This window comes from Gracilibacillus sp. HCP3S3_G5_2 (assembly GCF_052063305.1).
Taxonomy (GTDB): domain Bacteria; phylum Bacillota; class Bacilli; order Bacillales; family Amphibacillaceae; genus Gracilibacillus.
Genome location: NZ_JBQHXU010000006.1, coordinates 228702 through 251926, shown reverse-complemented (window position 1 = coordinate 251926; position 23225 = coordinate 228702). Strand labels below are relative to the sequence as shown.

The window sequence follows — 23225 nt, the reverse complement described above, 5'->3', positions numbered from 1 at the left end:
ATTTTTAAGTAACATGAAATACTTTTGCCAGAAATATAAAATGCATGGTCAGCCTAGCAATTTATCTGTCAACTAGAATCAAAGATTTAATTGCTCGTCATTAAAAGTAAATATAGTGAGTGTACACTCTAACTTTTGATAATCTGCTTTTTATCACTCCTTTCAATCAAATCTAGTACTTTATCCGTTTGGACGTCCCTATGGTCTAGCACCACCTTTCTAAGAAGTATATATTGATACTATTTAATATAAAAACGCTTACAAAAAAGTATTAGATATTTGTGTATTGATATAAATTTCCTTGAATTCATACGTACGAATTTATTGATCCAAGCTATTTATATCAATTTGTACGTATGTTAGAAGTTAGGTTATAAAAAATAATTCATATTGTCAAGCGATATTTAACAAATTTTACAATTGTGTAGGAAAAAATTTGTCTCCTGGTTCTTTGAACATCATACTTTATTTTTAGGGAATGACTAGTGATACTGGTAAAAATCGTCACATTGATATTGGAGGTTATTTTTTTATTTATTTGAAACGTATCCAATGATGAAAACGTATTAGATGGCAACTGACCAAATGGAGACAGCAGGAGATCGAATATTGGAAAACCAAACAATGGATACACTTATTATATAAATAGGATTATTGCAGCAAATGGAGGTAGATCACATGAACGTTACGAAAAGTCTAAAAAGCTGGAGCTTGTTACTACTAATCATTTTCTTTACTAGTTGCTCCAATGATGTTCAAGATTTTACTTCTGAAGAGGCGGCTCTTGAAGTAATAGATTTATTGCGTGCTGGAGATTATCAAACGGTTCATGAACAGTGGTTTGGAGAAGAATTACAAGCTTCATTAGCGCTAGATGAGCTTGGAATGGAATGGGAACAACATTCAGCAGAAGGTGGGGAATTTGTTGATGTTCATTCCTTAAATGTAGAGAAACGTGGTAATAATTTAGAGGTTATTGAAGGAAAAGTAGAATATACGAATCTGACACTAGATGTTAGGATGATCTTTAACAACCAGTTATTAGTTGGTTTTAGTCTGCCTGGAAGCACGACAAATGCTAGTCTGCCAGATTCAATTATGGAAGAAGAAATAACCGTTGGAGAAGGAACCACTTATGAGCTTGGTGGAACACTCGCTCTTCCTAAGAAAGGTCAAGAGAATTTACCAGCAGTCGTCCTTGTGCAAGGGTCTGGACCAAGTGATCGGGACGAATCAGTTTACGGGTATAAGCCTTTTCGTGATATTGCCTGGGGTTTAGCGGAACAGGGGATTGCGGTGATTCGTTATGATAAAAGAACCTATACTTATGGGGAGAAAGCAGTCCAAGATACTGACAAACTTACGGTTTATGAAGAAACGGTAGAAGATGCCATTCGGGCTACAGAATTATTGAAAAGTGATAATCGCATTGATGAAAATAATGTCTATATAGTTGGGCATAGCCTTGGCGGGATGTTAGCTCCTCGAATTGATGTACAAGGTGGAGATTATGCGGGTATTATTATACTTGCTGGTTCACCACGCCCCTTATGGGAAATTGTCTATGACCAAAATAAAGCCGTATTAGAGAATACACCGATGAATGAATCTGATAAAATGGAACAAAAAGAACTGGTTGAAGAGGAATACAAAAAAGCCCAGCAGTTACGAGAAATATCAGAAGATGAAGCTGAAAAAATGACTGTATTTGGCATGAATGCCTATTATTTAAAGGAAATGGATCAATATAATGTTGCATCAATTGTTTCAAAGCTGGATAAACCGCTATTCATATTGCAAGGAGAGGACGATTTTCAAGTATCTTATGAGAAGGATTTTGTTGCTTGGCAAGAGCTATTAGAGGATAGCGAGAATGCTACTATAAGTAGTTATCCAGATCTTAATCACTTTTTTGTTGATTACCAAGGACCAGGTAAAGGAACAATTAAAGAGTACGAAACACCAAAGCAAGTTGACAAGAAGGTAATTAACGATATAGGAGAATGGATGTTCACACAAAAAAAGGAGAACAAATAAATATAATGGAGGAATGGCAAATGAAAAAATTTCAATCGATTGTTGGTGTAATGATAGCAGGATTGATATTACTCGCAGGATGTAATCAATCAGATGAGTCAGAAGAAGAGCCATTAGATCAAAATCAAGTGGAGCAGAAAGAAGAGGGACAATCTGCTGAAAGTAACGAAAGTGATCAGATAGTTGGCATAGCAGAGACTTTTATTGATCAATTAAATGAAGGGAAGTTTGATGAAGCAACAGAAAATTTTGACGAAACGATGGCTGAGCAGTTGACAGCTGATGATTTAGAGGCGATTTGGAATGACCTTAATAGCCAGCTAGGTGACTTTATAGATCAAGAGTTCAACACAATAGAAGAAGTGGACGGATACCAGGTTGTATTAACGACAGGTATTTTTAATAATGATGATGTCACATTTCAAGTTACTTTGAATGAAAATCAACAAATTTCAGGCTTTTATATTCAATAATTAGTAGGAAAAGGCAAGCTAGGAAATGGTAAAAGAAGAACGAGAATTTAAGTCGAAAACATAGGGTAAAACATACAATTGTTACTAAGAAACAGAAATGAATTCAGACTTGAAAGGGTTATTCGCAAAAGTAAAATGAAGAATAGGAAAGTTTCTGGTCGATATTGTGACACATACACGAGGAAGGAGCTTGCTATGGAATATAGTTTAAATCCGCTAAGCTGGTCGACAATTAGTATTTTTCTTGTTGTGATATTGTGGAGTCAGCTATCAGCTTATTTTGGCTCTTCTTTATTACTTTTCTTACTGTATTTACTAGTTGTAATTGTTTTCGCTTCTTCCATTCGTTTTAAATTTAAAATCCATGTTAATCACTTAGTATATCAAGTATTATTATTTAAAAAATCTATTATCAAAAAGAAAATGGCTCCTGATCAAGTAGAACAAATGAAATTTATACGTGCTGGATGGGCAAAGAAAGCTGCCATTATAAAACTAGAAAAAGGAATGGATATTAGACTAGCTGTGATCTATCTCGAAGAGGCGTATGAACATCTATTAGAATTTGCAGAGAAACATGATATTTCAATAGTTAAAACCAATGACTACTTAACTTTGGAAAGAAAGGGAGCGAGGAATAAAATGGAAATTAGTTAGCTGTTTTCTTATCTTATAGTCCATTTATACTCTACCCACTGTATTTATCGATGAGCGAAATAGCTTTCATGAGCCTTAAAACGAAAGAAAAGTGGCAGCCACCGAACCCCATTCTTTTCCGTGTCCTGCCACTGGCTAATGTCAATAAGATTTAATTCTCTTCCTTAACCTCCAACAATTTTTGTTTCAATGTATTTTCCATTGTGCTAATTTCTTGTTCTGCTTCCATACGTTTTCGGTGCCCATCATGTTGAATCTTCAGTATTTCTTCAAGTGTAGAAACTAAATTCTCTTGGGTTTTCTTTAATGTCTCAATATCGACTATACCTTGCTCGTTCAGTTTTGCTGTTTCAATAGTATTCGTTTTTAGCATTTCCGCATTTTTAAGTAAGAGATCATTAGTTGTTTTGGAAACTTGCTTTTGTGCCTCCACTGCGTGTTGCTGGCGAAACATGGTCAGGGCTATGGCTATTTGATTCTTCCATAACGGAATGGCGGTTAGAATAGATGATTGAATTTTTTCAACTAATACCTGATTAGTATTTTGGATTAAACGTATTTGAGGTGCGCTTTGAATAGTGATTTGGCGACTTAGTTTCAAATCATAAAGTCGTTTTTCCAAACGATCCGCAAATTGAATCATATCATTTACTTCTTGATACTTCATTTGATCGTTTGTTTTTTCGGCTGTCATTCGTAAAGCAGGGATTTCTTTTTCTTGTATTTCTTCGAGTTTTAGTTCACCAGCAGCAATGTAAACATTTATCCCTTTAAAATATTCTTTATTATGTTCATATAGTTTTTCTAGCATCGAAATATCAGATAATAAGGTATCCTTATTCCGTTCTAGCTTCACCGTTATACGATCAATCTGTGCACCAACTTTCTGATACCTCGAAAGAGTTTCTTGTACAGAGCTGGACAGTTTGCCAAATAGTCGCTTTAAAACATTTTGCTTTTCTGTCTGTAGATCATCTGGGTTGATTTCATTGAATCTTTTCATTAAGTCACTGATAACTTGTCCAACTTCACCGACATCTTTTTTCTGAACATGCTCCAGCATAGAGTTGGAAAAGCTTAACAGCTTCGTCTGTGCCTGCGTACCATAAGATATAATCGCTTGGTGATTTTTTGGATCAATTTGGCTGGCAAGGGTGTATGCTCTTTCTTGGTCTTCTTTTGGGAGCACATCGATCAGCTTGTTGTCTTTTTCCTCCTTAACTTGTGTATCTTTCACACTTTCTTGTTCGTCAAATGGATTTGCCAGTAATTCATCCATCAAATCATGCTCGTTTTTATGCATTGCTTCATAGTTATTAGTCATTTTCATCCAACCTTTCCTTTGTTTTAGTCATTTGCTTCGCATAATCAACTTCAAACTGAAGCTGTTCCATATCATTTGAAAGAATATAGTGAAGATCATTCTCGATTTTTGCTTTTATATCTTTTATGGTAAGGTGTGTTTCTGTAAGAACCTGTTTCAACTCACTATTTTTCGTAGGTTGAGAAGAAAGAAGAGCATACTTCTCTGTTAGTTCGACAACTGAATCTAAGTGAGAAAAAAAGAATTGATCACCTTGATAGAATCGTTTTGGTTCGTTTTTGGTAACACGGTATATCTTCTTAGTAACTCGTAATAACTCCATATTTTCTTTTAAATCGGGGAGATGGTGAATGGAGAACAAAGCTTTTTGTAAGCGACGGATTTTCAGGCGAGCTTCTGCCAAATTGTTGCGAATATAGCGATATTCTCTCCAATTCAATTGATTCTTTTTCAAGTAACGGATATGAGAAGAAAAAGAAACTAGTAAATAGGTGAGACATGCACCTACTAAAGAGATTCCGGATGCATACCAATAAGTTAGGTCAAATGCAAAAAAACTAATTAACCAAATGGCAACCATTAAAGGAATGGTGATCATGACTCCTATAACTATTGTTAGAAACTTATACATCCTGATCGACTCCTATCTTTATCCCTATTATTTGGTACGAATGAAACGGATAAAAGTTTCAGTTGGTTAGTGAAAATGAAGGGTTAACAGCTGACTTATCACGATGCTAACCTTCTGTAAGATCTTCACTGATCATCGACTTTATTGCCTGTCGCTATTTTCTAGTCTATCTTGTCAACTTATTATAACAAACATTGTGCTATTACAGTTTATAATAACTAGAAGGGTATTAGTGTAGTACGAGTCTATACAATCCACTTGATAGGCAATTTACTTTGGATTCGAGATGATCCGTGCTATGATTTGCGTTAGCAAACCTGTTGGGACATCAAAGTGCTTATTATAATAGTAAAGGAAAAGATGATGAGAAAATACCACGTAGATGTTATTCAATATAGAGGCGATTATAGATCATTCGGCTTTCAGCAAGGGGAATGGTTAAAACAATCTCCATTGCATTCCATATATACAGATCCAAATATGGCGAAGAAGCTACGTTTTTCTGTTGATCGTGATGAAGCGATTCAATGGATTAATGAGCTGTTTCCGCAGTTTTTAGAAGAACTTAAAGGGCTAGCAGAATCTTTGAAATTATCACTAGATCAAGCAATTATGCATTTCAGTGGTTACCAGCAGGAATGGGTTCGATCTGGTTGTTCTATTCTAACTGGGGACCATTTTCTAGTACGTAATTATGATTACCATCCGAAAACATATGAAGGAAGATTCGTATTATATCAGCCTAAACAAGGGTTTGCAACGATTGGTCCTTCTCAACGTATTGTTGGTCGAGCAGATGGGATGAATGAAAAAGGATTAATGACAGGATATAATTTTGTGAATCGTCGTGGTGCTGGTAATGGCTTTATCCCAACCATTATTACAAGAATGATTTTAGAACAATGCCAAAACAATGAAGAAGCGATTGCCTTGTTAAAAGAAGTGCCACATCGTGTAGCATTTAATTATGTATTGGCAGATCGATTTGGAAATAGACACGTCGTGGAAGCTACTTCACAAGCTGTACGTGTCAAAGAAGATACCGTAAGCACGAACCATTTTGATCTACTTCCTAAAGCAAATCGCTATCACTTAGCTGACTCTCAACGTCGATTAGCTATTTTACGAATGCAAAAACAACCACTTTCCAAAGCAGAAGCATATCAAGTATTGAATAATATTGAATATGAAGTATTCTCGGAAAAATACTTACAGTCAGCGGGAACATTACACACCACCATATATGATGTGGATTCATTAGAGGCAGGTATTGGATTGGGTGCTAATCGTGTACCAACTATCTTCTCGTTTGGCGAATGGCTGAAAGGACGTAATACCTGGGTTAAACAAGTAAGAGGGCAAATAAATACAGAGGCAAGTATGCCTTATATGGATAGAGTATAAAATCTTGATCGATAAGAAGACATCATAGCAGCATTTAATATGTTTGCTATGATGTCTTTTCTTATAAAACTACATGAAGTTGTTGTGTAATTTTTCTCGCTTCGTATTTTATTATTAACATTTGTCAATCGTTAGGCCTTTCAACTTTGTCTCTCTTAGGAGTGTATATCCAGGCCTCCTGTCACCAGTATTTTTTTGGAGATCATATATATTCATGACAGGAGTTTTAAATAGTCTGGGGGATTTCCGTGTTTAAGACAAACCTTTCGTTTGGGCTGTAGCGTTCTTTGTATTAGCGATCGGGCAAGGCTATAGGATAGTATGTTTTTTATATGGGATGTTCAATGATTGGTTATCTAACCTTACTGTTTAAACCTAAAATCAAGAATAGCAATGGGTAATTTGATGGGATTTTAAGGTTCACTTCTCATAGTTGTTTTTTTGACTTATTTTTCTCACTAATCTATAATTGATTTTCTATGTGTAAATATATACAAAAAAATTAATTTTAGCTTTTTTGAATTAATAAGTTTATGGATATAGGACATGAATAATAAATGATAAAAAGTTATGTGGCATTATTTTAGGAGGAAAAGAATGGATGACAGTACTAGGAAGAAGAAAAAATTAGATTGGATGACGTTTATTATAAGTGGAGGACTACTTATTTTATTCGTCATCATTTCCATTTTAAATGAAGAATTAGTAGGGAAGTGGATCAGTGATTCCTTTTCTTTTACAGCTAAGTATTTTGGTGCCTATTGGCAAGTGATGCTGCTCGTGATGTTTGTCCTTGGTTTGATACTAGCTTTTAGCAAATATGGAAGAGTACGGCTTGGCAAAATAGAGAAGCCGGAAAATAGCAATTTTCGTTGGATTTCCATGATTTTGTGTACACTGTTAGCTAGTGGGGGAGTCTTTTGGGCAGCGGCTGAACCAATGTATCATTATTTGACAACGCCTCCGCTATTTACAGGTATTGAAGAAGGAACAATGGCAGCTTCCTTTCCTGCAATGGGACAAAGTTACCTACATTGGGGCTTCACAGCATGGGCAATCCTGGGCACTTTAACGACAATCGTGCTTATGTATGTCCATTATCACAAAGGCTATCCACTTAAGCCACGTACTTTATTATACCCAATGTTTGGTAAGAGGATATTTAAAAATAGTTTTATCGGCTCTTTGGCTGACATTGTTTCCATTATAGCAACAGCGGCTGGAACAATAGGACCAATTGGTTTTCTTGGACTTCAAGTTGGTTATGGATTGGAAGCAGTATGGGGGATTCCGAATACTTTTTTCACACAGTCTATGATCATTATCTTGTTAGCTGTGATTGCTTCGATTTCGGCGGCCACAGGTATTGAACGCGGTATCCAATGGCTAAGTCGAGTAAATGTCAGTTTGGTTGTTGTATTAATGCTTGCTATTTTAATTCTAGGACCAACCTTGTTTATTATCGATCTATTTATCGGTTCGGAAGCCTTTTATCTGCAAAACTTTTTGACGATGAGTTTATATCGGGTAGATCAGGCTTGGCTGGGGGCATGGACGATCTTTTTCTGGGGTTGGTTTATCGGCTATGGACCCATGATGGCGATGTTTATCAGCAGAATATCTAGAGGTAGAACAATAAGAGAATTGATTATTGCCGTTGGTATTATTGCTCCGATTGTCAGTAATTTTTGGTTTACTGTAGTTGGTGGTTCGGGTATTTTTTATGAAATGGAAAACCCAGGTTCTGTTTCAACTGCACTAAATGAAGGTGGTATGCCAGCAACTGTGATGGCAATCATGAACCAAATCCCATTTGGCATCGTTCTGGCGATAGGTTTTATCATTGTATCAATTATTTTTGTCGCAACAACTACTGATTCAATGTCCTATACAGTTGCGGTGACTTTAAGTAGTACCGATGAGCCAAATCGTTTAATTCGAGTCTTTTGGGCCCTCATGTTTGGAATTGTTGCTGTTTCCTTGTTAGCGATTGGTGAGGAAACGGTCGGTACGCTGCAAAACTTTATTGTGGTAACAGCAGCGCCAGTATCATTACTTCTTCTCCCATCATTATGGGATGCACCAAGGATAGCGAAGAAAATGGCAAAAGATCAGAATATTATTGAAAAAAAATAAGGTGAACCTGCCTGCTATGGTATCGTCCCCGCAAGTTCGCTCTAAACTTTCGGGGGTGTTTTTATAACTGAACAAGGGCTTTAACTACCTGCACATCATATGTTTGCCATTTCAACTCACATTTCCTCTTATTACTACAAATTCACTGTCTTAATCTGTTGTCAGTTCTTGTATTCCATTTACTAGATTCCATAAATATTTCAATATATGGTAAAGTAAAAAAGAGAGTTTGCTGAATAGTATTCGAACCATATTGCTTTGTTACGATCGAATTTATGAGGAGGTAGAAAAAAGATGGATGATAAAATGGTTGCAATAATTATAATAGCTGCTTGCATTTCCCTATTTGTAATATTGGGAATTGTTTTTATCAATGGCAAAGGTTCTTCCCTAATAGCAGGCTATAATACAATGTCACCAGAAGAACAGAATAAATATGATATAGTTGCCCTCAGCAAGTTTATCGGGAAAATGATGTTCGCTTTATCATTCAGTATGTTGTTTTGGATATTTAGTGTAGCGTATGAAATGAACTGGTTATTCGTCTTAGGTCTTGTGTTATTTATTGGCATCGTTATATTTATCCTCATATACGTTAACACAGGAAACAGGTTTAAAAAATAGGATAAGCATAACTAGCTAATCAATAAGCACCTACATTGAAGCCTATGGGAATTAATGGGGAAGTGTAATTATATATTCGGCAAAATAATAGCCCTAGAATCAACAAAATGCCCCAAAATAAAACGATGAGGCATTTTTCAGCGAGCGGATAAATTATCAACTACTTCGCGCCAATTGTTCCATTTCTTTATAAATAGCGGAATAAATTTCATTAATCACCTTAAAATCAACAGCATCTATATAAATATCTTCTAACTTATCACGTAAGGCCTTTGCCTCTTTCAAAGAAGTGATGCCTTCTTTCATTCGTTGCTTGTAGCTTTTGGTGTAATAAGTAATAGCTGATTCGTACTTTTCATCCGTACCAGGAGTGATGGTTTGTTCATATAAATCAACAATTTCATCCCCTTGACGCTCAGGAAAATATTCATGTGGATCAGTACTATCAAATACACAGACGCCTAGCTCGCGGATGACGACCATATCGATACTTTCCGGATCAAATCCACAGTGATACATTTCAACATCAAAGCTCCTACTCTCAGCAGCAGCGGCAACTTTTTTTAGCAGTGTTGATTTACCAGTACCAGCACGACCTTTAATAAAGTATCGTTTCGTCAATTCTTCGGTAATAGAGGGAATAAAATCAACCACACCATCTGGGGTAGATGCACCGAAAAAGCGATGGCGAACAATTGCGTTTCCGTGGACACTTGTTTTATTGAGTAAAATCGTTTGAATTAATTCGTCAGCGATCTGATCAGCTTTGTCAAAATCCATTTCTTTAATGTATATATCCTCTAAGTAATCATGAATACGAAGCCCTTCTGCAAAGCGGTCATAAGCTGTTTGGAATGCCGCACTTATTTTTGTTTGCAACGTAGTGATTTCATCTTTATTTTCTTTTAACTTTGTATGATCCCAGGCCACTCCAAGGTTTACATATTGTTCAATTGCCCCAGGTGCCTTTGGCTCTAAAACATGTGGAGCAGTTGCATCGAAAATTCCAAATTGAAGTGCGGGGATGATAAGCCCGTCTAACGAATCATTGTCTGATGAACAATGAATTTGCTCCATACTATAACCTTGCTCCACCCATGCATCTGCCAGTTTTTTAATCATTGTGGATTTTCCCGTACCAGGCCCACCTTTTAATAAATAGATATTTTCTAAACCTTGCATATTCGACTCAAATAGGTCGTAGAATCCCTTAGCCGTGTTACCACCAGCATAGTAGTTCATTACTTTTCCTGGCAAAATCACCACCCCTTTGTAAAAAAATCTACACATTAGCCTATGCAATCGTGAGACTATCTGACACTCTTTGTAGAATGGGTAGTAGAGCAGAATAATTTTTAGTACCAAAAATTACATAAACTAAGTCAAAATGGTACTAAAAAGGCGATTAAGTACCAAAAACAAAAATCATATAATCAAAATGGTACTTAAAGCAGGTTTTAGTACCAAAATGAATCCTCATAATACTAATTTGGTACTAAAATGCTCATAATCAACTAAAGCAAACAATTATGCTACAATATGTAAAAAAAGGAGGAATTTCATGATAACAAAACCAAGAAGAAAATCTCACGAATTAACCACTTATGAAATATTATCTAAACGCAAGCAATTAAATGAAGAAGAAAAGCAACGATACCAAAGTTTAGCTAAAGGCTTTGAAGGGGAGGTTATGTTTGATCAACACTTAGATAAGGTAGAAGGAGAGCATATCATATTAAAAGATTTATGGATATATCATTCTAAATATTGTCAAATAGATACGATATTATTAAAAAACGGAAAGATTTTCTTATTTGAAATTAAAAACTTCAACGGTGAGTACTATTGGCAGGATGATAAAGTATTTATGTTGAACCAAGTGGAAATCGATAATCCCATATTTCAACGTGATCGAACGCATTCCATATTTAGACGCTTACTCCAATCGTTAGATCTAAAACTCCCATTGGTATCCTATTTAATATTTGTGAACCCCGAGTGTTCTATCTTCCAAGCTCCACTAGACAAGCAAATTATTCTACCAACACAAATCAACCGCTTTATCAAACGTTTTTCTAGCCCCGCTAAAATCACCTCGTATGAAAAACAAGCTTCAGAAACTCTTAAAGCTAGTCACATCGAAAACCCTCCATTTAAACAGTTACCGGTATATCGATATGATCAATTAGAAAAAGGGATTCCTTGTTATTATTGTGGTGAAATGTCAACACATCCTAAAAAACAAGGTATCGAATGTCATTTATGTGGTCAATTTGAAAGGGGAAGTATAGCGATAATTCGTATTTGTAAGGAGTATCAATTGTTGTTTCCTGAACGAAAAATAACCTCCACTGCTATTTTTGATTGGGGAGGTGGCGGGATATCTAGAAGAAGGATCTTTCGAATATTACAACAATACTATGTGAAAAAAGGTGAACATAGGTCCCACTATTTTGAATGACACCATAAGAAGCTAGAGGACCTGAGCGAGTATAGGCCCTCCAATTTGCTAACCTAAAACCTTTTTAAATTCCTCCGTAAGTAAAGGCACGACTTCAAAGAGGTCGCCGACGATTCCATAATCAGCGATTTGGAAGATTGGTGCTTCGGGATCTTTGTTAATGGCAACAATTATCTTCGACTGACTCATTCCTGCAACGTGCTGAATCGCGCCACTTATCCCGCAGGCAATGTAGACCTCTGGTGTGACCACTTTACCGGTTTGCCCGATTTGCAGTGAATAGTCACAGTAATCAGCGTCACAAGCCCCTCTAGAAGCCCCAACTGCTCCGCCGAGGACATCGGCTAACGCTTGTAGAGGTTTAAAACCGTCTGTACTTTTGACTCCGCGCCCACCGGCTACTACAATTTTAGCTTCTGATAAATCGACTTTACCAGATGTATTCTGGACGACGTCTTGAATAACGGTTCGTAATGAAGCGGGCTTAGCATACTCAATATTTTCCACTTCCGCTTTTCTGCCTTTAGAATCAGCTGCTGAAATGTTATTTGGTCTTATGGTGACAACCCATGGGGAGCTTTGGAAAATTTTCTTTTCAAACGCTTTTCCCGCATAGATTGGTCGGGTGAACACAACTTGATCGTCAATGTTCTCAATATTGGTTACATCTGAAATTTGTCCGGCATCAAGCTTTGCTGCAATCATCGGAGCAAGATCACGGCCGATAGCCGTATGACCCAAGATGATTCCGTCTGGATTTGAGGCATCCATTATTTGCTTTAAAGCAGCTGCAAATGCTTCTGGATTGTATTGCGCTAAATCGGGATGATCGATAAGGTAAATTTTTTCAGCGTCAATATTGGAAAGGGATTCTGTCAAGCCTTCAACTTGATGACCGATCACGGCAACATGGAGCTGGTCGTTCTCTGCTGAAGACAATGCTGCTGCTTGCATTGCCTCATAGGTGACCTGACGCAATGCTCCATTACGGTGCTCTGCAACGACTAGAATGGTTTTACTCATATGAATACCTCCTTATTAAAATACTTTTGCATCATGACGCAGTTTTGCCACTAGTTCCTTCACTTGTTCAGCAGTCTCGCCCTGCAGAATTTGTCCTGCTTTTTTTTGAGGCGGAAGAGAAATTGCTGTTCTAGCAGTTTTTGGAGGTAGCTCGGCTTCCGCTATATCGAGATCATCTAAGGTTAATTGTTTGAAAGGTTTTCTTTTGGCCTTCATTATGCCTGGTAGGCTCGGGTAACGTGGTTCGTTTAACCCTTGTTGAGCAGTAAAAACTGCAGGAAGTGTCACTTCAACCTGTTCGAGGTCACCTTCTGCATCCCGATCAGCTTTTGCTATGCCATCACTAATAGCAAGCTTCGTAATCGAGCCGACATGTGGAAGATCTAAGAGCTGTGCTAATCGAATCGCGACTTGACCAGCGCCGTTATCCACAGAAAAATAACCGCCCAGAATCAAATCAACCTGCTGGCTGCTTAAATAGGAAGCTAATACTTTTGAGATGATGCTTTCATCGGAGGCAATTCTCTCATCGGATATTAAGATGGCTTCATCGGCTCCCATTGCCAATGCTGTTCGGAGTGCTTCGGACGTCCGATCTGGACCTACAGCAACTACGTAAACGCTTCCTCCTAGTTCATCTCTTTTTTGAATCGCTTCTTCTACGGCATATTCATCATATGGGTTGATGACATATTGCACTCCATCTTCGGAAACATTGCCATCTTCAATGATAATTTTTTCTTCGGTGTCGAAGGTCTGTTTCAGGATGACATAGATATCCATTTGTCATTCTCCTTTCCAACATAAATGGTTAGCATTTTCTAATAAAAAGGCTCATATCCATATTTGTATGAGAGCCCTTACTTTTTCATGTGTGTTTCTTGTAAGGAAAAGACGGCCTAAAAGCTTCTGTAAACCTACTATGTATCAGGAAGGGAGCGATCATTGTGGCTTGGCAATGGCTTCAATTTCTAGTATTTCTCTTAATAAGTGGCTACGGCTTGTATTTATTTGGAAAAGTCGTTTATCACCGCTACCTCTATATAAAGCTAGGAAAGCAGGTGGAATTCGAAGGAAAGCTGGGTGAGCGCTTTAGGACGTTTGTCTCTCAAGTTTTCGGTCAGTCGAAATTGTTGAAGGATAAAAAAAGTGGGATCATGCATGTGATTATTTTCTATGGCTTTATTATTTTACAGTTTGGTGCCTTGGATATCATGGTTAAAGGCCTAGGGGTGGATGGGCTTCCGATTCCTGGCTATCACGTCTTTAACCTTTTTCAGGAAGTGACGGTCTTTCTCGTTTTACTTGCAGTTGGCTATGCTGCCTATCGTCGTTACGGGGAGAAGCTACCACGCTTAAAAAGAGGGAAGAAGCCTAGTATTGTGATTTATTTCATTTTTTCCTTAATGTTCTCAGTTTTATTGACACTTGGATTGGAGCGGGTCGTTCATGATCTCGCCTTTTCTTGGTATGCTCCGATTTCCTCTGTGATTGCAGCGGCTTTTACGTCGGTTGAAGAGATCACAGCACATGTTCTTTTTTACACGTTTTGGTGGGCCCATTTATTGATTTTGCTGGCGTTTTTAGTGTATGTTCCACAGTCAAAGCATTTTCACCTAATGGCAGCTCCGGTCAACATTTTTTTTAGACGAACGGAGCCGGTTGGCCAATTGAGAAGTCTGGATCTGGAGGATGAAAATGCGGAAACATTCGGTGTTGGAAAAATAGAAGATTTCACACAACAGCAAATGCTTGACTTCTATTCTTGTGTGGAATGTGGACGCTGTACAGATACGTGTCCAGCCTCCAATACGGGCAAGGTGCTTTCTCCGATGCACCTCATTGTAAAGCTCCGAGATCACTTAACCGAAAAAGGAGCAGCGATCACATCGAAATCACCTTGGGTCCCGGTGACTAAATATGGTATACACAGTGTCCAAAGTATCGATAGAGAACAGGTCGAGTGGGGTCAGGGGACAACGATTCAACCGACGATGACGCTTCAACAGCAGATGTGGTCGACAAGTGATAAAAATGTAGAGGAGCTAAATCTCATTGGTGATGTGATGACCGAGGAGGAGATTTGGGCATGTACGACATGCCGGAACTGTGAGGATCAATGTCCAGTCGGGAATGAACATGTGGATAAAATCGTTGACTTACGTAGGCATTTGCTTCTTATGGAAGGCAATGTTCCTCATGAAGGTCAGCGTGCGATGCAGAACATCGAACGCCAAGGGAATCCGTGGGGAATTAATCGAAGAGACCGTGCGAAGTGGGTGGAAGACATTGACGGGATTCCGGTGCCGACAGTAAAGGAGAATCCTGATTTTGAGATGCTTTACTTTGTCGGTTCGATGGGATCATACGATAATCGCAGCAGGAAAGTATCCCGTGCGTTTGTAAGATTGCTAAATGAAGCAGGTGTTAACTTTGCGATTCTTGGTAATGAAGAGAAAAATTCCGGGGATACGCCAAGAAGAATGGGTAATGAATTACTTTTTCAAGAGCTGTGTATGGAAAACATTGCAATATTCCAGAAATACAACGTGAAAAAAATCGTTACAGCCTGTCCGCATACTTTTAATACGCTGAAAAATGAATACCCTGAGTTTGGTTTAGATGGGGTTGAGGTCCTTCATCATACCGAGCTGCTCAGTCAGCTAGTGAAAAAAGGGCAGTTGAAACCAATGTATGAACTGAATGAACGAATTACGTATCATGATTCCTGTTATCTCGGGCGTTATAACGATGTTTATGAGCAGCCTCGAGATATCCTTCGTTCGATTAAAGGTGTGGAATTGCTTGAGATGGAGCGTAACCGCGAGAATGGCATGTGCTGTGGCGCAGGGGGAGGGATGATGTGGATGGAGGAAACCGTTGGGAAGCGGGTAAATCTCGCTCGTACGGAGCAGGCGCTTGATGTGAATCCAACAGTGATAAGTAGTGCATGCCCGTATTGTCTCACGATGCTTGACGATGGCACAAAAGCAAAAGAAGTAGAGGAGCGTGTGCAGGCAAAGGATATTGCGGAGATCTTAGAGCAAGCTGTCTTCGGCGAGTCTAGCAAAGTGAGACTATGATCAGTGGGGATCAAAATCCGCCGCTGATCATAAGTGAAGCTTATCAGAGTGTTAGCACCGCGGCAAACTTACAGGATGATCTAGAACAGGAGGTTAATCGTATGGAAAGACAAATTCGACGTGCAGCTGTAATCGGTTCGGGTGTTATGGGAGCAAGTATTGCAGCCCACTTAGCAAACGTGGGTATTCCTTGTATTTTGCTCGATATTGTCCCTGATCAATTGACAGAGGAAGAGAAAAGAAAAGGATTGAATCTAGATAATAAGGAAGTCCGTAATCGGTTCGCTATCAATGCGATCAAAAGACTTAAGAAAACAAAGCCAGCCCCGCTGTATGATGAGGATTTGGTGTCGTTTATCACTCCTGGCAATATCGAGGATGATCTGGAGCGAATCAAGGAAGTTGATTGGGTTGTGGAAGTAATTGTGGAAAATCTCGATATTAAGAGGCAGCTTTTTGAGCGTATGGAAACAGTATGGGAGAAGGGAACCATTGTTAGCTCCAACACCTCAGGTATTTCCATTAATGCAATGGTGGTTGGGCGTAGCGAAGAATTTAAAAAACACTTTTTAGGCACACATTTCTTTAATCCCCCCCGCTATATGAAGCTGTTAGAAATTATTCCAGGCAAGCAAACACTACCGACAATCGTAGATGTAATGCGTCAATTTTGTGAGAAAAAGCTCGGCAAAGGGGTAGTAATTGCAAAGGATACGCCGAATTTCATCGCTAATCGGATTGGAGCATACAGTATGCATGTCACCCTAAATGAGATGCTTGCTAAAGGTTATACAGTCGAGGAAATTGATGCATGTACCGGGCCAGCAATGGGGCGTCCGAAAAGTGCGACATTTCGAACGCTGGACATAGTGGGACTTGATACATTCGTGCACATCGCTAGCAACATGTACGAAAAAGTAACCGATGAAGCCGAGAAAAAGGTGTTTAAGGTTCCTAATATTTTACGGCAGATGGTCGAAAAAGGCTGGATTGGCGAGAAGGCGGGCCAGGGCTTTTATAAAAAGGTGACATACGAAAAGGGGAAGGAAATTCTCTCCCTTAACCTTCAGACGATGGAATATGAACCCCAAAAGAAAGCCGTTGGGGCATCTTTGGAAGCGGCAAAAATGGCAAAAGGAGCAAAGAAAAAGCTGAGAGCGCTTCTAAGTGTGCAGGATCGTTACTCGGAGCTAGCCTGGAATATGTTAAAAACAGTTCTTATTTATTCGGCAGAACAAGTCGGTGAAATCGCGGATTCGATTGTGGAAATTGATGATGCAATGAAATGGGGCTTTAATTGGGAGCTTGGACCGTTTGAAACATGGGATGCGATTGGATTGGAAACTTCAGTGGAGCGGATGGAAAGAGAAGGCTCGAGCGTTCCACAATGGGTGAAAGATTGGCTAGAAGCAGGGAACAAATCATTTTACAAGAAGCAAGAAGGTACGATGGTCTACGTTTCAGGTGGTGCCTACAAACAACTTGAGCCACAGCGTGAAGTGATTTCACTACGTACGCTTAAAGAGCAAAACAAGGTTGTAAAAGCAAATAGCGGAGCAAGCCTGATTGATATTGGTGATGGAATCGCCTGTCTTGAATTTCATTCCCCAAACAATGCAATCGGTGCTGATATTTTAATGATGATTGAGCAAAGCATCGAAGAAGTCCGTAGCAATTATGATGGACTCGTTATCGCTAATCAAGGACGGAATTTCTGTGTTGGCGCCAACTTAATGATGCTCTTAATGGAAGCACAGGATGAAGAGTGGGATGAAGTAGATCATATTATTCGCATGTTCCAGAATACCATGTATCACCTAAAGCAGTTTGAAAAGCCTGTCATTGCAGCTCCGCATCGGATGACTTTAGGCGGTGGTGTGGAGGTTTGTCTGCCGGCTGATCAGGTTGTCGCTTCAGCAGAAACGTACTACGGACTAGTTGAGGTTGGTGTTGGGTTAATACCAGCTGGTGGCGGATGTAAGGAACTCATCGGTCGTCTTAGCAGCTCCGTTAAGAATCCTGAGGTTGATCTACAGCCATATGTCAACAAAATCTTTGAAACAATCGGCATGGCAAAGGTATCGACAAGTGCGCTAGATGCGAAAAAACTCGGCTATTTGCGTGATGAGGATACCGTTGTTGTCCATCAGGATCATCTTATTTATGAAGCAAAGCAGGCTGCCCTACGGATGGCTCAGGGGGATTATGCGCCAAAACCACAGGAGGATATTCGTGTCGTCGGAAGTGAAGGGAAGGCGGTGTTGAAGCTAGCAGCTTATCAAATGAAGCTAGCAGGTTATATCAGTGATCATGATCATTTAATTGCCAATAAACTGGCTCACGTATTAGCTGGAGGGGATGTTCCTGCGGGGACACGAGTGAGTGAACAATATATGCTCGATCTTGAACGGGAAGCCTTCTTAAGCTTGTGCGGTGAGCCGAAAACTAGGCAGCGCATGCAGTACATGTTAAGCAAAGGGAAACCATTACGTAACTAAATTAGAAATGAGGTGAACTTTGTGAGAGAAGCAGTGATTGTTTCGATTGCACGCACAGCGGTGGGAAAGGCGAAGAAAGGCGTTTTTGCACAAACACGCATAGAGGACTTAGGGAGTACAGTTTTAAATGCGGTTATAGAGCGGGCTCCCGGATTAAAGAAAGAAGATGTGGAAGATATTATTATTGGTTGTGCGATGCCTGAAGGGGAGCAGGGATTAAATGTTGCAAGAATTATCTCTCTTTATGCTGGTTTTCCGGCTACTACTCCAGCCATTACGATTAACCGCTTTTGCTCATCTGGCTTGCAGTCGATTGCGTTTGCCGCAGAGCGTGTCATGCTTGGTCATGCAGATGTCGTTATCGGCGGAGGAGTAGAGAGTATGAGTCATGTTCCAATGTCTGGATTTAAGCCGGCTCCGCACCCACAAATCGTCGAGGAAATGCCGGAAGTCTATATGGGAATGGGTTTTACGGCTGAAGAAGTGGCAGAACGATTTGATGTTTCACGAAAGGAGCAGGATCGCTTTGCCTTTGAGAGCCACCGAAAAGCAGCAGCAGCACTCCAGGCTGGGAAGTTTAAGGAAGAAATTGTCCCAGTGCAAATAACACGTAAAGGAGTCGATGAAAACGGCAGCCGCTGGGAAGAAGAAAGCGTTGTTGATACGGATGAAGGGGTTCGTCCGGATACAACAGTTGAGGTACTGGCAGGACTTAAGCCTGCATTCAAGCGGGGAGGGACCGTAACTGCTGGAAATTCATCGCAAATGAGCGATGGTGCAGCGGCATGCGTTGTAATGAGTAAGGAGAAAGCCGAAGCACTTGGTCTAAAACCGTTAGCTATCTTTAAATCATTTGCAGTGTCTGGCGTTGCACCTGAAATTATGGGTGTTGGTCCGATCAAGGCGATTCCAAAGGCGCTCGACATGGCAGGGATTAGTCAGGATGACATCCAGTTATTTGAAATAAACGAAGCATTTGCAGCACAGTGCCTGCCGGTCATTCGTGAACTGCATATCGAGGAGGAGAAAGTAAATGTGAATGGAGGAGCGATTGCACTGGGCCACCCCCTCGGATGTACAGGAGCCAAGTTAACCTCTACCTTACTTTATGAATTGAAACGTCGAGGTGGCGGACACGGTGTCGTTTCCATGTGTATCGGCGGCGGTATGGGTGCAGCTAGCGTATTTGAAGTGCATCCGGAGTAAAAGGATGCACGAAACCCGCCAAATCACCATGAAAGAAAGGGGAAGTCAATGATGGATGAACAAACAGTTGGTGGAAGCTTTATTATGGATGATGTCGATTATCATTCGGTTGTAACACCTGATGATTTCTCACAAGAGCAGCGAATGATTGCGGAAACCACAAGAGATTTTATTGAAGGGGAGATTCTGCCACACGATGAAGCAATTGAAGGCTTAAATTATGAGCTTACGGTAAAGCTCCTGCAAAAGGCTGGAGAATTGGGGCTTCTTAGTGCGGATGTGCCCGAGCAATATAAAGGGCTTGGTCTCGATAAAGTAAGCTCGACATTAATCAGTGAATACTTCTCTAAGGCATCGTCTTTTGGTCTATCCGTTGGTGCACACGTCGGTATTGGTACCTTGCCGATCGTTTACTTCGGAACAGAAGAACAAAAGAAAAAATACTTGCCTCAGTTAGCTAGCGGTCAAAAAATTGCTGCCTATTGCCTGACAGAACCATCTTCTGGTTCAGATGCGCTTGGTGCCAAGACAACGGCTACCTTATCGGAGGATGGAACCCATTATATTTTAAATGGGGCGAAACAATTCATTACGAATGCTGCCTTTGCTGATATTTTCATTGTTTATGCGAAAGTAAATGGAACGGATTTTAGTACATTTATTGTGGAGAGAACGATGGAAGGAGTCAGTATTGGACCAGAAGAACAGAAAATGGGTATCAAAGGCTCTTCAACGTGTCCACTTATTTTGGAGGATGTGAAGGTTCCTGCAGAGAATCTGTTGTGGGAGGTTGGAAAAGGTCATCTGATTGCCTTTAATATTTTGAACATCGGTCGATTTAAGCTTGCAGCAGGTTGCCTTGGTGCATCAAAGGATACGATTGAATTGGCATCGGCCTATGCTAATGAAAGAGTGCAATTTAAGCAGCCAATTTCATCCTTTGCACTTATTCGTAATAAATTAGCAGAAATGAATATTAGAGCATATGTCCTTGATAGTATGGTGTATCGGACGGCTGGATTAATAGATTCGAGTATGAAAGATATTGATCTCAACAGTTCTGATGCAGGGATGGCGTCGGCAAAAGCGATTGCGGAGTATGCGATAGAGTGTTCGATTAACAAAGTATTTGGTTCTGAGACGTTAGATTTTCTTGCAGATGAGGGAGTACAAATTCATGGAGGCTATGGTTTTATAAAAGAATACAAAATTGAGCGGCTTTATCGTGACTCGCGCATCAATCGAATTTTTGAAGGAACAAATGAAATCAACCGTTTGCTCATACCAAGCACTCTACTTAAGCGAGCAATAAAGGGTGATCTTCCGCTGATGCAGAAAGCACAAAAGCTACAAGAAGAGTTGCTTACATTTACTCCACAACGGACGTTTGAAGGGCTCTTGGAACAAGAGCTATATATGATTCAAATGGCGAAGAAAATCTTCCTCATGATTGGAGGAGTAGCCGTACAAAAATATCAGCAAGAGCTTGAAACCGAACAAGAAATCCTAAGTCACTTAGCTGACATTATGATCCAAGTGTATGCAGCGGAGAGTGCCTTTCTTCGAACCAAGAAGCTGATCGAGAAGCAAGGCGAAGAGAAAGCGGCTAATGCGATTGCGATGACGCAAGTGTTTGTTCATGAATCGTTTGAAACAATCGAGTCTCTCGCTAGGGATGCTTTAGCTGCGATAGAGTCAGGTGATATGCTCAACGCTCAGCTATCCGTATTAAAAAAGCTAGCTCGCCGAACACCAATCAATACGATTGTACGGAAAAGACAAGTTGCAGAGCGTGTCATTTCCACTGAGAAGTATGTCGTTTAACAATTGAATGTCATAGCCAAAAAGGAGAGTTGGATATGTCTGAAAAAGTATGGTTAGAGTGTTACCCCAAAGAAGTCGCATCGTCATACGAATATCCAAAGCAAAATTTGGCTCAATTTATGATAGACACAGCAGAAAAATATCCACAACATACAGCACTGATTTTCCTTGGAAAAAAGATCACCTATGAGCAGTTATTAAAGGAAACGTATCAGTTTGCCAATGTCTTAAATGACTTTGGGGTGGAAAAGGGCGATCGGGTAGCAATTATGCTCCCGAATTGTCCTCAATCAGTTATCGCTTACTACGGGGCATTAATGATTGGTGCGATTGTCGTTCAAACAAATCCGCTTTATGTGGAAAGAGAGTTGGAGCATCAGCTGAAGGATGCTGAAGCGAAAGTCCTTGTCGCCTTGGATCACGTGTTTAAGCGTGTCAAAAACGTATTGCCGAAAATAGAAGTAAGGCATTCGATTATCACCTCGATGAAAGACTACTTGCCATTTCCAAAAAATATACTATACCCGATAAAAGCCAAAAAAGATGGTTTACCCATGGAGGTCATCTATGATCAGCATACACATTCATTTAAGAAACTTCTATCTTCAGCATCCGCTAATCCGATAAACATCAAAATCGATGCGGAAAACGATTTGGCTCTGCTTCAGTACACAGGCGGTACAACCGGTGTGTCCAAAGGCGTCATGCTTACACACTATAATCTTGTCGCCAATACTTTGCAAACGAGAGCTTGGGTGTATCGAAGCGAGGAGACGAAAGAACGATACTTGGCAATGCTCCCATTTTTTCATGTGTTTGGAATGACCGCGCTAATGAACCTATCGATCAGATTAGGAGGTACGCTCATTCTTCTCCCTAAGTTTGATGTAGACATGGCGTTGAAGCTAATTGACAAACTGAAGCCCACTGCATTTCCCGGAGCACCAACGATGTATATGTCATTAATCAATCACGCAAAAATCAAAAACTATGATTTATCTTCTATTAATATATGTATTAGTGGTGCGGCCCCGCTGCCCGGTGAGGTTCAGGAAACGTTCGAAAAGGTAACTGGGGGTAAGCTGATTGAAGGCTACGGTTTAACGGAAACTTCTCCGGTAACCCATGCGAATAACATATGGGAAAAACGAAAGCTCGGCTCGATCGGGATTCCTTTTCCAGATACGATCGCCAAGGTTGTTCATCCGGATACTGGTGAGGAGCTTGAGAATGGTGAAGTAGGTGAGTTGATCATTCAAGGACCACAGGTGATGAAAGGCTACTGGAAACGACCGGAGGAAACAAGTAACGTCTTAAAGGACGGATGGCTTTACACTGGTGATATGGCAAAAATGGATGATGACGGCTTTTTTTACATTATTGATCGTAAAAAAGATGTTATCATTGCCGGCGGATTTAATATTTACCCCCGTGAAATCGAGGAGGTCTTGTTTGAACATCCAGCAATAATGGATGCAGCTGTGGTAGGAGTTCCTGACGAATACCGTGGCGAAACGGTGAAGGCCTACATTGTACTAAAAGAAGGTGCGACAATAGACGAAAAGGAGCTTGAGGCATTCTGTCGAGAAAGGCTTGCCGCCTACAAAATACCACGAATATACGAATTCCGTGAAAGTCTTCCAAAATCATTAATAGGAAAAACCTTACGTCGTCTGTTAGTGGAAGAAGAAAAAAATAAGACTTGATAAAGAATTCTTTTTAAAGCGCGTGTAATCAACAAGAACAAACACTTATTGAAAGCGTATACAAATAGAAGGATGAGCAGGGCACCTATTCTTTGGTGCCTTTCGTAACAAAAAGGCGAATAAGTACCAAAACCGGAA

General features: G+C 39.9%; 17 protein-coding genes. 12 read left to right on the top strand and 5 right to left on the bottom strand.

Translation table 11 applies throughout. The features are described from left to right. Positions 1–678 precede the first annotated feature (678 nt). The 3 genes from ACTNEP_RS11270 (at position 679) to ACTNEP_RS11260 (ending at position 3167) form a co-directional block, all read left to right on the top strand. Complete coding sequence (locus ACTNEP_RS11270; RefSeq protein ID WP_441162098.1) at positions 679–2037, top strand: alpha/beta fold hydrolase; 1359 nt, start codon at positions 679–681, stop codon at positions 2035–2037. Between the two features lie 20 nt (positions 2038–2057). After that, positions 2058–2510, top strand: a complete 453-nt coding sequence (locus ACTNEP_RS11265; RefSeq protein ID WP_441162097.1) for a DUF3887 domain-containing protein — start codon at positions 2058–2060, stop codon at positions 2508–2510. 195 nt (positions 2511–2705) lie between these two features. Further along, positions 2706–3167, top strand: a complete 462-nt coding sequence (locus ACTNEP_RS11260) for a hypothetical protein (RefSeq protein ID WP_441162095.1) — start codon at positions 2706–2708, stop codon at positions 3165–3167. Between the two features lie 151 nt (positions 3168–3318). On the opposite strand, the gene ACTNEP_RS11255 is transcribed toward ACTNEP_RS11260, so the two are convergent. Next, positions 3319–4491, bottom strand: a complete 1173-nt coding sequence (locus tag ACTNEP_RS11255) for a toxic anion resistance protein (RefSeq protein ID WP_441162093.1) — start codon at positions 4489–4491, stop codon at positions 3319–3321. Further along, complete coding sequence (locus ACTNEP_RS11250) at positions 4484–5122, bottom strand: 5-bromo-4-chloroindolyl phosphate hydrolysis family protein (protein ID WP_441162092.1); 639 nt, start codon at positions 5120–5122, stop codon at positions 4484–4486. Before ACTNEP_RS11250 ends, ACTNEP_RS11255 begins: the two co-directional genes overlap by 8 nt. Before the next feature lie 363 nt (positions 5123–5485). Here ACTNEP_RS11250 and ACTNEP_RS11245 point away from each other — a divergent pair, with 363 nt between their 5' ends. The 3 genes from ACTNEP_RS11245 (at position 5486) to ACTNEP_RS11235 (ending at position 9286) form a co-directional block, all read left to right on the top strand. Further along, complete coding sequence (locus ACTNEP_RS11245; RefSeq protein ID WP_441162091.1) at positions 5486–6526, top strand: C45 family autoproteolytic acyltransferase/hydolase; 1041 nt, start codon at positions 5486–5488, stop codon at positions 6524–6526. Positions 6527–7123: 597 nt separating this feature from the next. Further along, positions 7124–8662 (top strand): BCCT family transporter, encoded by a 1539-nt coding sequence (locus tag ACTNEP_RS11240; protein WP_441162090.1) that lies wholly within the window; start codon positions 7124–7126, stop codon positions 8660–8662. 294 nt (positions 8663–8956) lie between these two features. Further along, positions 8957–9286, top strand: a complete 330-nt coding sequence (locus ACTNEP_RS11235) for a DUF3784 domain-containing protein (protein ID WP_441162089.1) — start codon at positions 8957–8959, stop codon at positions 9284–9286. Positions 9287–9442: 156 nt separating this feature from the next. Here ACTNEP_RS11235 and ACTNEP_RS11230 read toward each other — a convergent pair whose 3' ends face one another. Continuing rightward, positions 9443–10543 (bottom strand): PRK06851 family protein, encoded by a 1101-nt coding sequence (locus tag ACTNEP_RS11230; protein ID WP_441162087.1) that lies wholly within the window; start codon positions 10541–10543, stop codon positions 9443–9445. Positions 10544–10847: 304 nt separating this feature from the next. On the opposite strand from ACTNEP_RS11230, the gene ACTNEP_RS11225 reads away from it, so the two are divergent. Then, on the top strand, positions 10848–11747 hold the full coding sequence (locus ACTNEP_RS11225; RefSeq protein WP_441162086.1) for a nuclease-related domain-containing protein: 900 nt from the start codon (positions 10848–10850) through the stop codon (positions 11745–11747). A gap of 48 nt (positions 11748–11795) precedes the next feature. Here ACTNEP_RS11225 and ACTNEP_RS11220 read toward each other — a convergent pair whose 3' ends face one another. Together ACTNEP_RS11220 and ACTNEP_RS11215 are read right to left on the bottom strand one after the other, a co-directional pair. After that, positions 11796–12770: an electron transfer flavoprotein subunit alpha/FixB family protein gene (locus tag ACTNEP_RS11220; RefSeq protein ID WP_441162085.1), complete on the bottom strand. Its 975-nt coding sequence runs from the start codon at positions 12768–12770 to the stop codon at positions 11796–11798. Between the two features lie 15 nt (positions 12771–12785). Then, a complete protein-coding gene (locus tag ACTNEP_RS11215; protein WP_441162084.1) occupies positions 12786–13553 on the bottom strand; it encodes an electron transfer flavoprotein subunit beta/FixA family protein in 768 nt (255 codons plus the stop codon). A 164-nt stretch (positions 13554–13717) separates the two neighbouring features. Between ACTNEP_RS11215 and ACTNEP_RS11210 the strand changes: the two genes are divergently transcribed. From ACTNEP_RS11210 to ACTNEP_RS11190, 5 genes are all read left to right on the top strand, one after another. Continuing rightward, positions 13718–15853: a (Fe-S)-binding protein gene (locus tag ACTNEP_RS11210; RefSeq protein ID WP_441162082.1), complete on the top strand. Its 2136-nt coding sequence runs from the start codon at positions 13718–13720 to the stop codon at positions 15851–15853. A gap of 101 nt (positions 15854–15954) precedes the next feature. Next, positions 15955–18351, top strand: coding sequence for a 3-hydroxyacyl-CoA dehydrogenase NAD-binding domain-containing protein (locus ACTNEP_RS11205; protein WP_441162081.1), 2397 nt, complete (start codon positions 15955–15957; stop codon positions 18349–18351). A 21-nt stretch (positions 18352–18372) separates the two neighbouring features. Continuing rightward, on the top strand, positions 18373–19557 hold the full coding sequence (locus ACTNEP_RS11200; protein WP_441162080.1) for an acetyl-CoA C-acyltransferase: 1185 nt from the start codon (positions 18373–18375) through the stop codon (positions 19555–19557). A gap of 51 nt (positions 19558–19608) precedes the next feature. Then, positions 19609–21381: an acyl-CoA dehydrogenase family protein gene (locus ACTNEP_RS11195; RefSeq protein ID WP_441162079.1), complete on the top strand. Its 1773-nt coding sequence runs from the start codon at positions 19609–19611 to the stop codon at positions 21379–21381. Between the two features lie 35 nt (positions 21382–21416). Next, positions 21417–23087, top strand: coding sequence for a long-chain-fatty-acid--CoA ligase (locus ACTNEP_RS11190; protein WP_441162078.1), 1671 nt, complete (start codon positions 21417–21419; stop codon positions 23085–23087). The last annotated feature ends 138 nt before the right edge of the window (positions 23088–23225 follow it).

Bases quoted from the DNA above. Each gene is read 5' to 3' on its own strand.
- ACTNEP_RS11270 (WP_441162098.1), top strand. From the start codon at position 679: ATGAACGTTACGAAAAGTCTAAAAAGCTGGAGCTTGTTACTACTAATC.
- ACTNEP_RS11265 (WP_441162097.1), top strand. From the start codon at position 2,058: ATGAAAAAATTTCAATCGATTGTTGGTGTAATGATAGCAGGATTGATA.
- ACTNEP_RS11260 (WP_441162095.1), top strand. From the start codon at position 2,706: ATGGAATATAGTTTAAATCCGCTAAGCTGGTCGACAATTAGTATTTTT.
- ACTNEP_RS11255 (WP_441162093.1), bottom strand. From the start codon at position 4,491: ATGACTAATAACTATGAAGCAATGCATAAAAACGAGCATGATTTGATG.
- ACTNEP_RS11250 (WP_441162092.1), bottom strand. From the start codon at position 5,122: ATGTATAAGTTTCTAACAATAGTTATAGGAGTCATGATCACCATTCCT.
- ACTNEP_RS11245 (WP_441162091.1), top strand. From the start codon at position 5,486: ATGAGAAAATACCACGTAGATGTTATTCAATATAGAGGCGATTATAGA.
- ACTNEP_RS11240 (WP_441162090.1), top strand. From the start codon at position 7,124: ATGGATGACAGTACTAGGAAGAAGAAAAAATTAGATTGGATGACGTTT.
- ACTNEP_RS11235 (WP_441162089.1), top strand. From the start codon at position 8,957: ATGGATGATAAAATGGTTGCAATAATTATAATAGCTGCTTGCATTTCC.
- ACTNEP_RS11225 (WP_441162086.1), top strand. From the start codon at position 10,848: ATGATAACAAAACCAAGAAGAAAATCTCACGAATTAACCACTTATGAA.
- ACTNEP_RS11220 (WP_441162085.1), bottom strand. From the start codon at position 12,770: ATGAGTAAAACCATTCTAGTCGTTGCAGAGCACCGTAATGGAGCATTG.
- ACTNEP_RS11215 (WP_441162084.1), bottom strand. From the start codon at position 13,553: ATGGATATCTATGTCATCCTGAAACAGACCTTCGACACCGAAGAAAAA.
- ACTNEP_RS11205 (WP_441162081.1), top strand. From the start codon at position 15,955: ATGGAAAGACAAATTCGACGTGCAGCTGTAATCGGTTCGGGTGTTATG.
- ACTNEP_RS11195 (WP_441162079.1), top strand. From the start codon at position 19,609: ATGGATGAACAAACAGTTGGTGGAAGCTTTATTATGGATGATGTCGAT.
- ACTNEP_RS11190 (WP_441162078.1), top strand. From the start codon at position 21,417: ATGTCTGAAAAAGTATGGTTAGAGTGTTACCCCAAAGAAGTCGCATCG.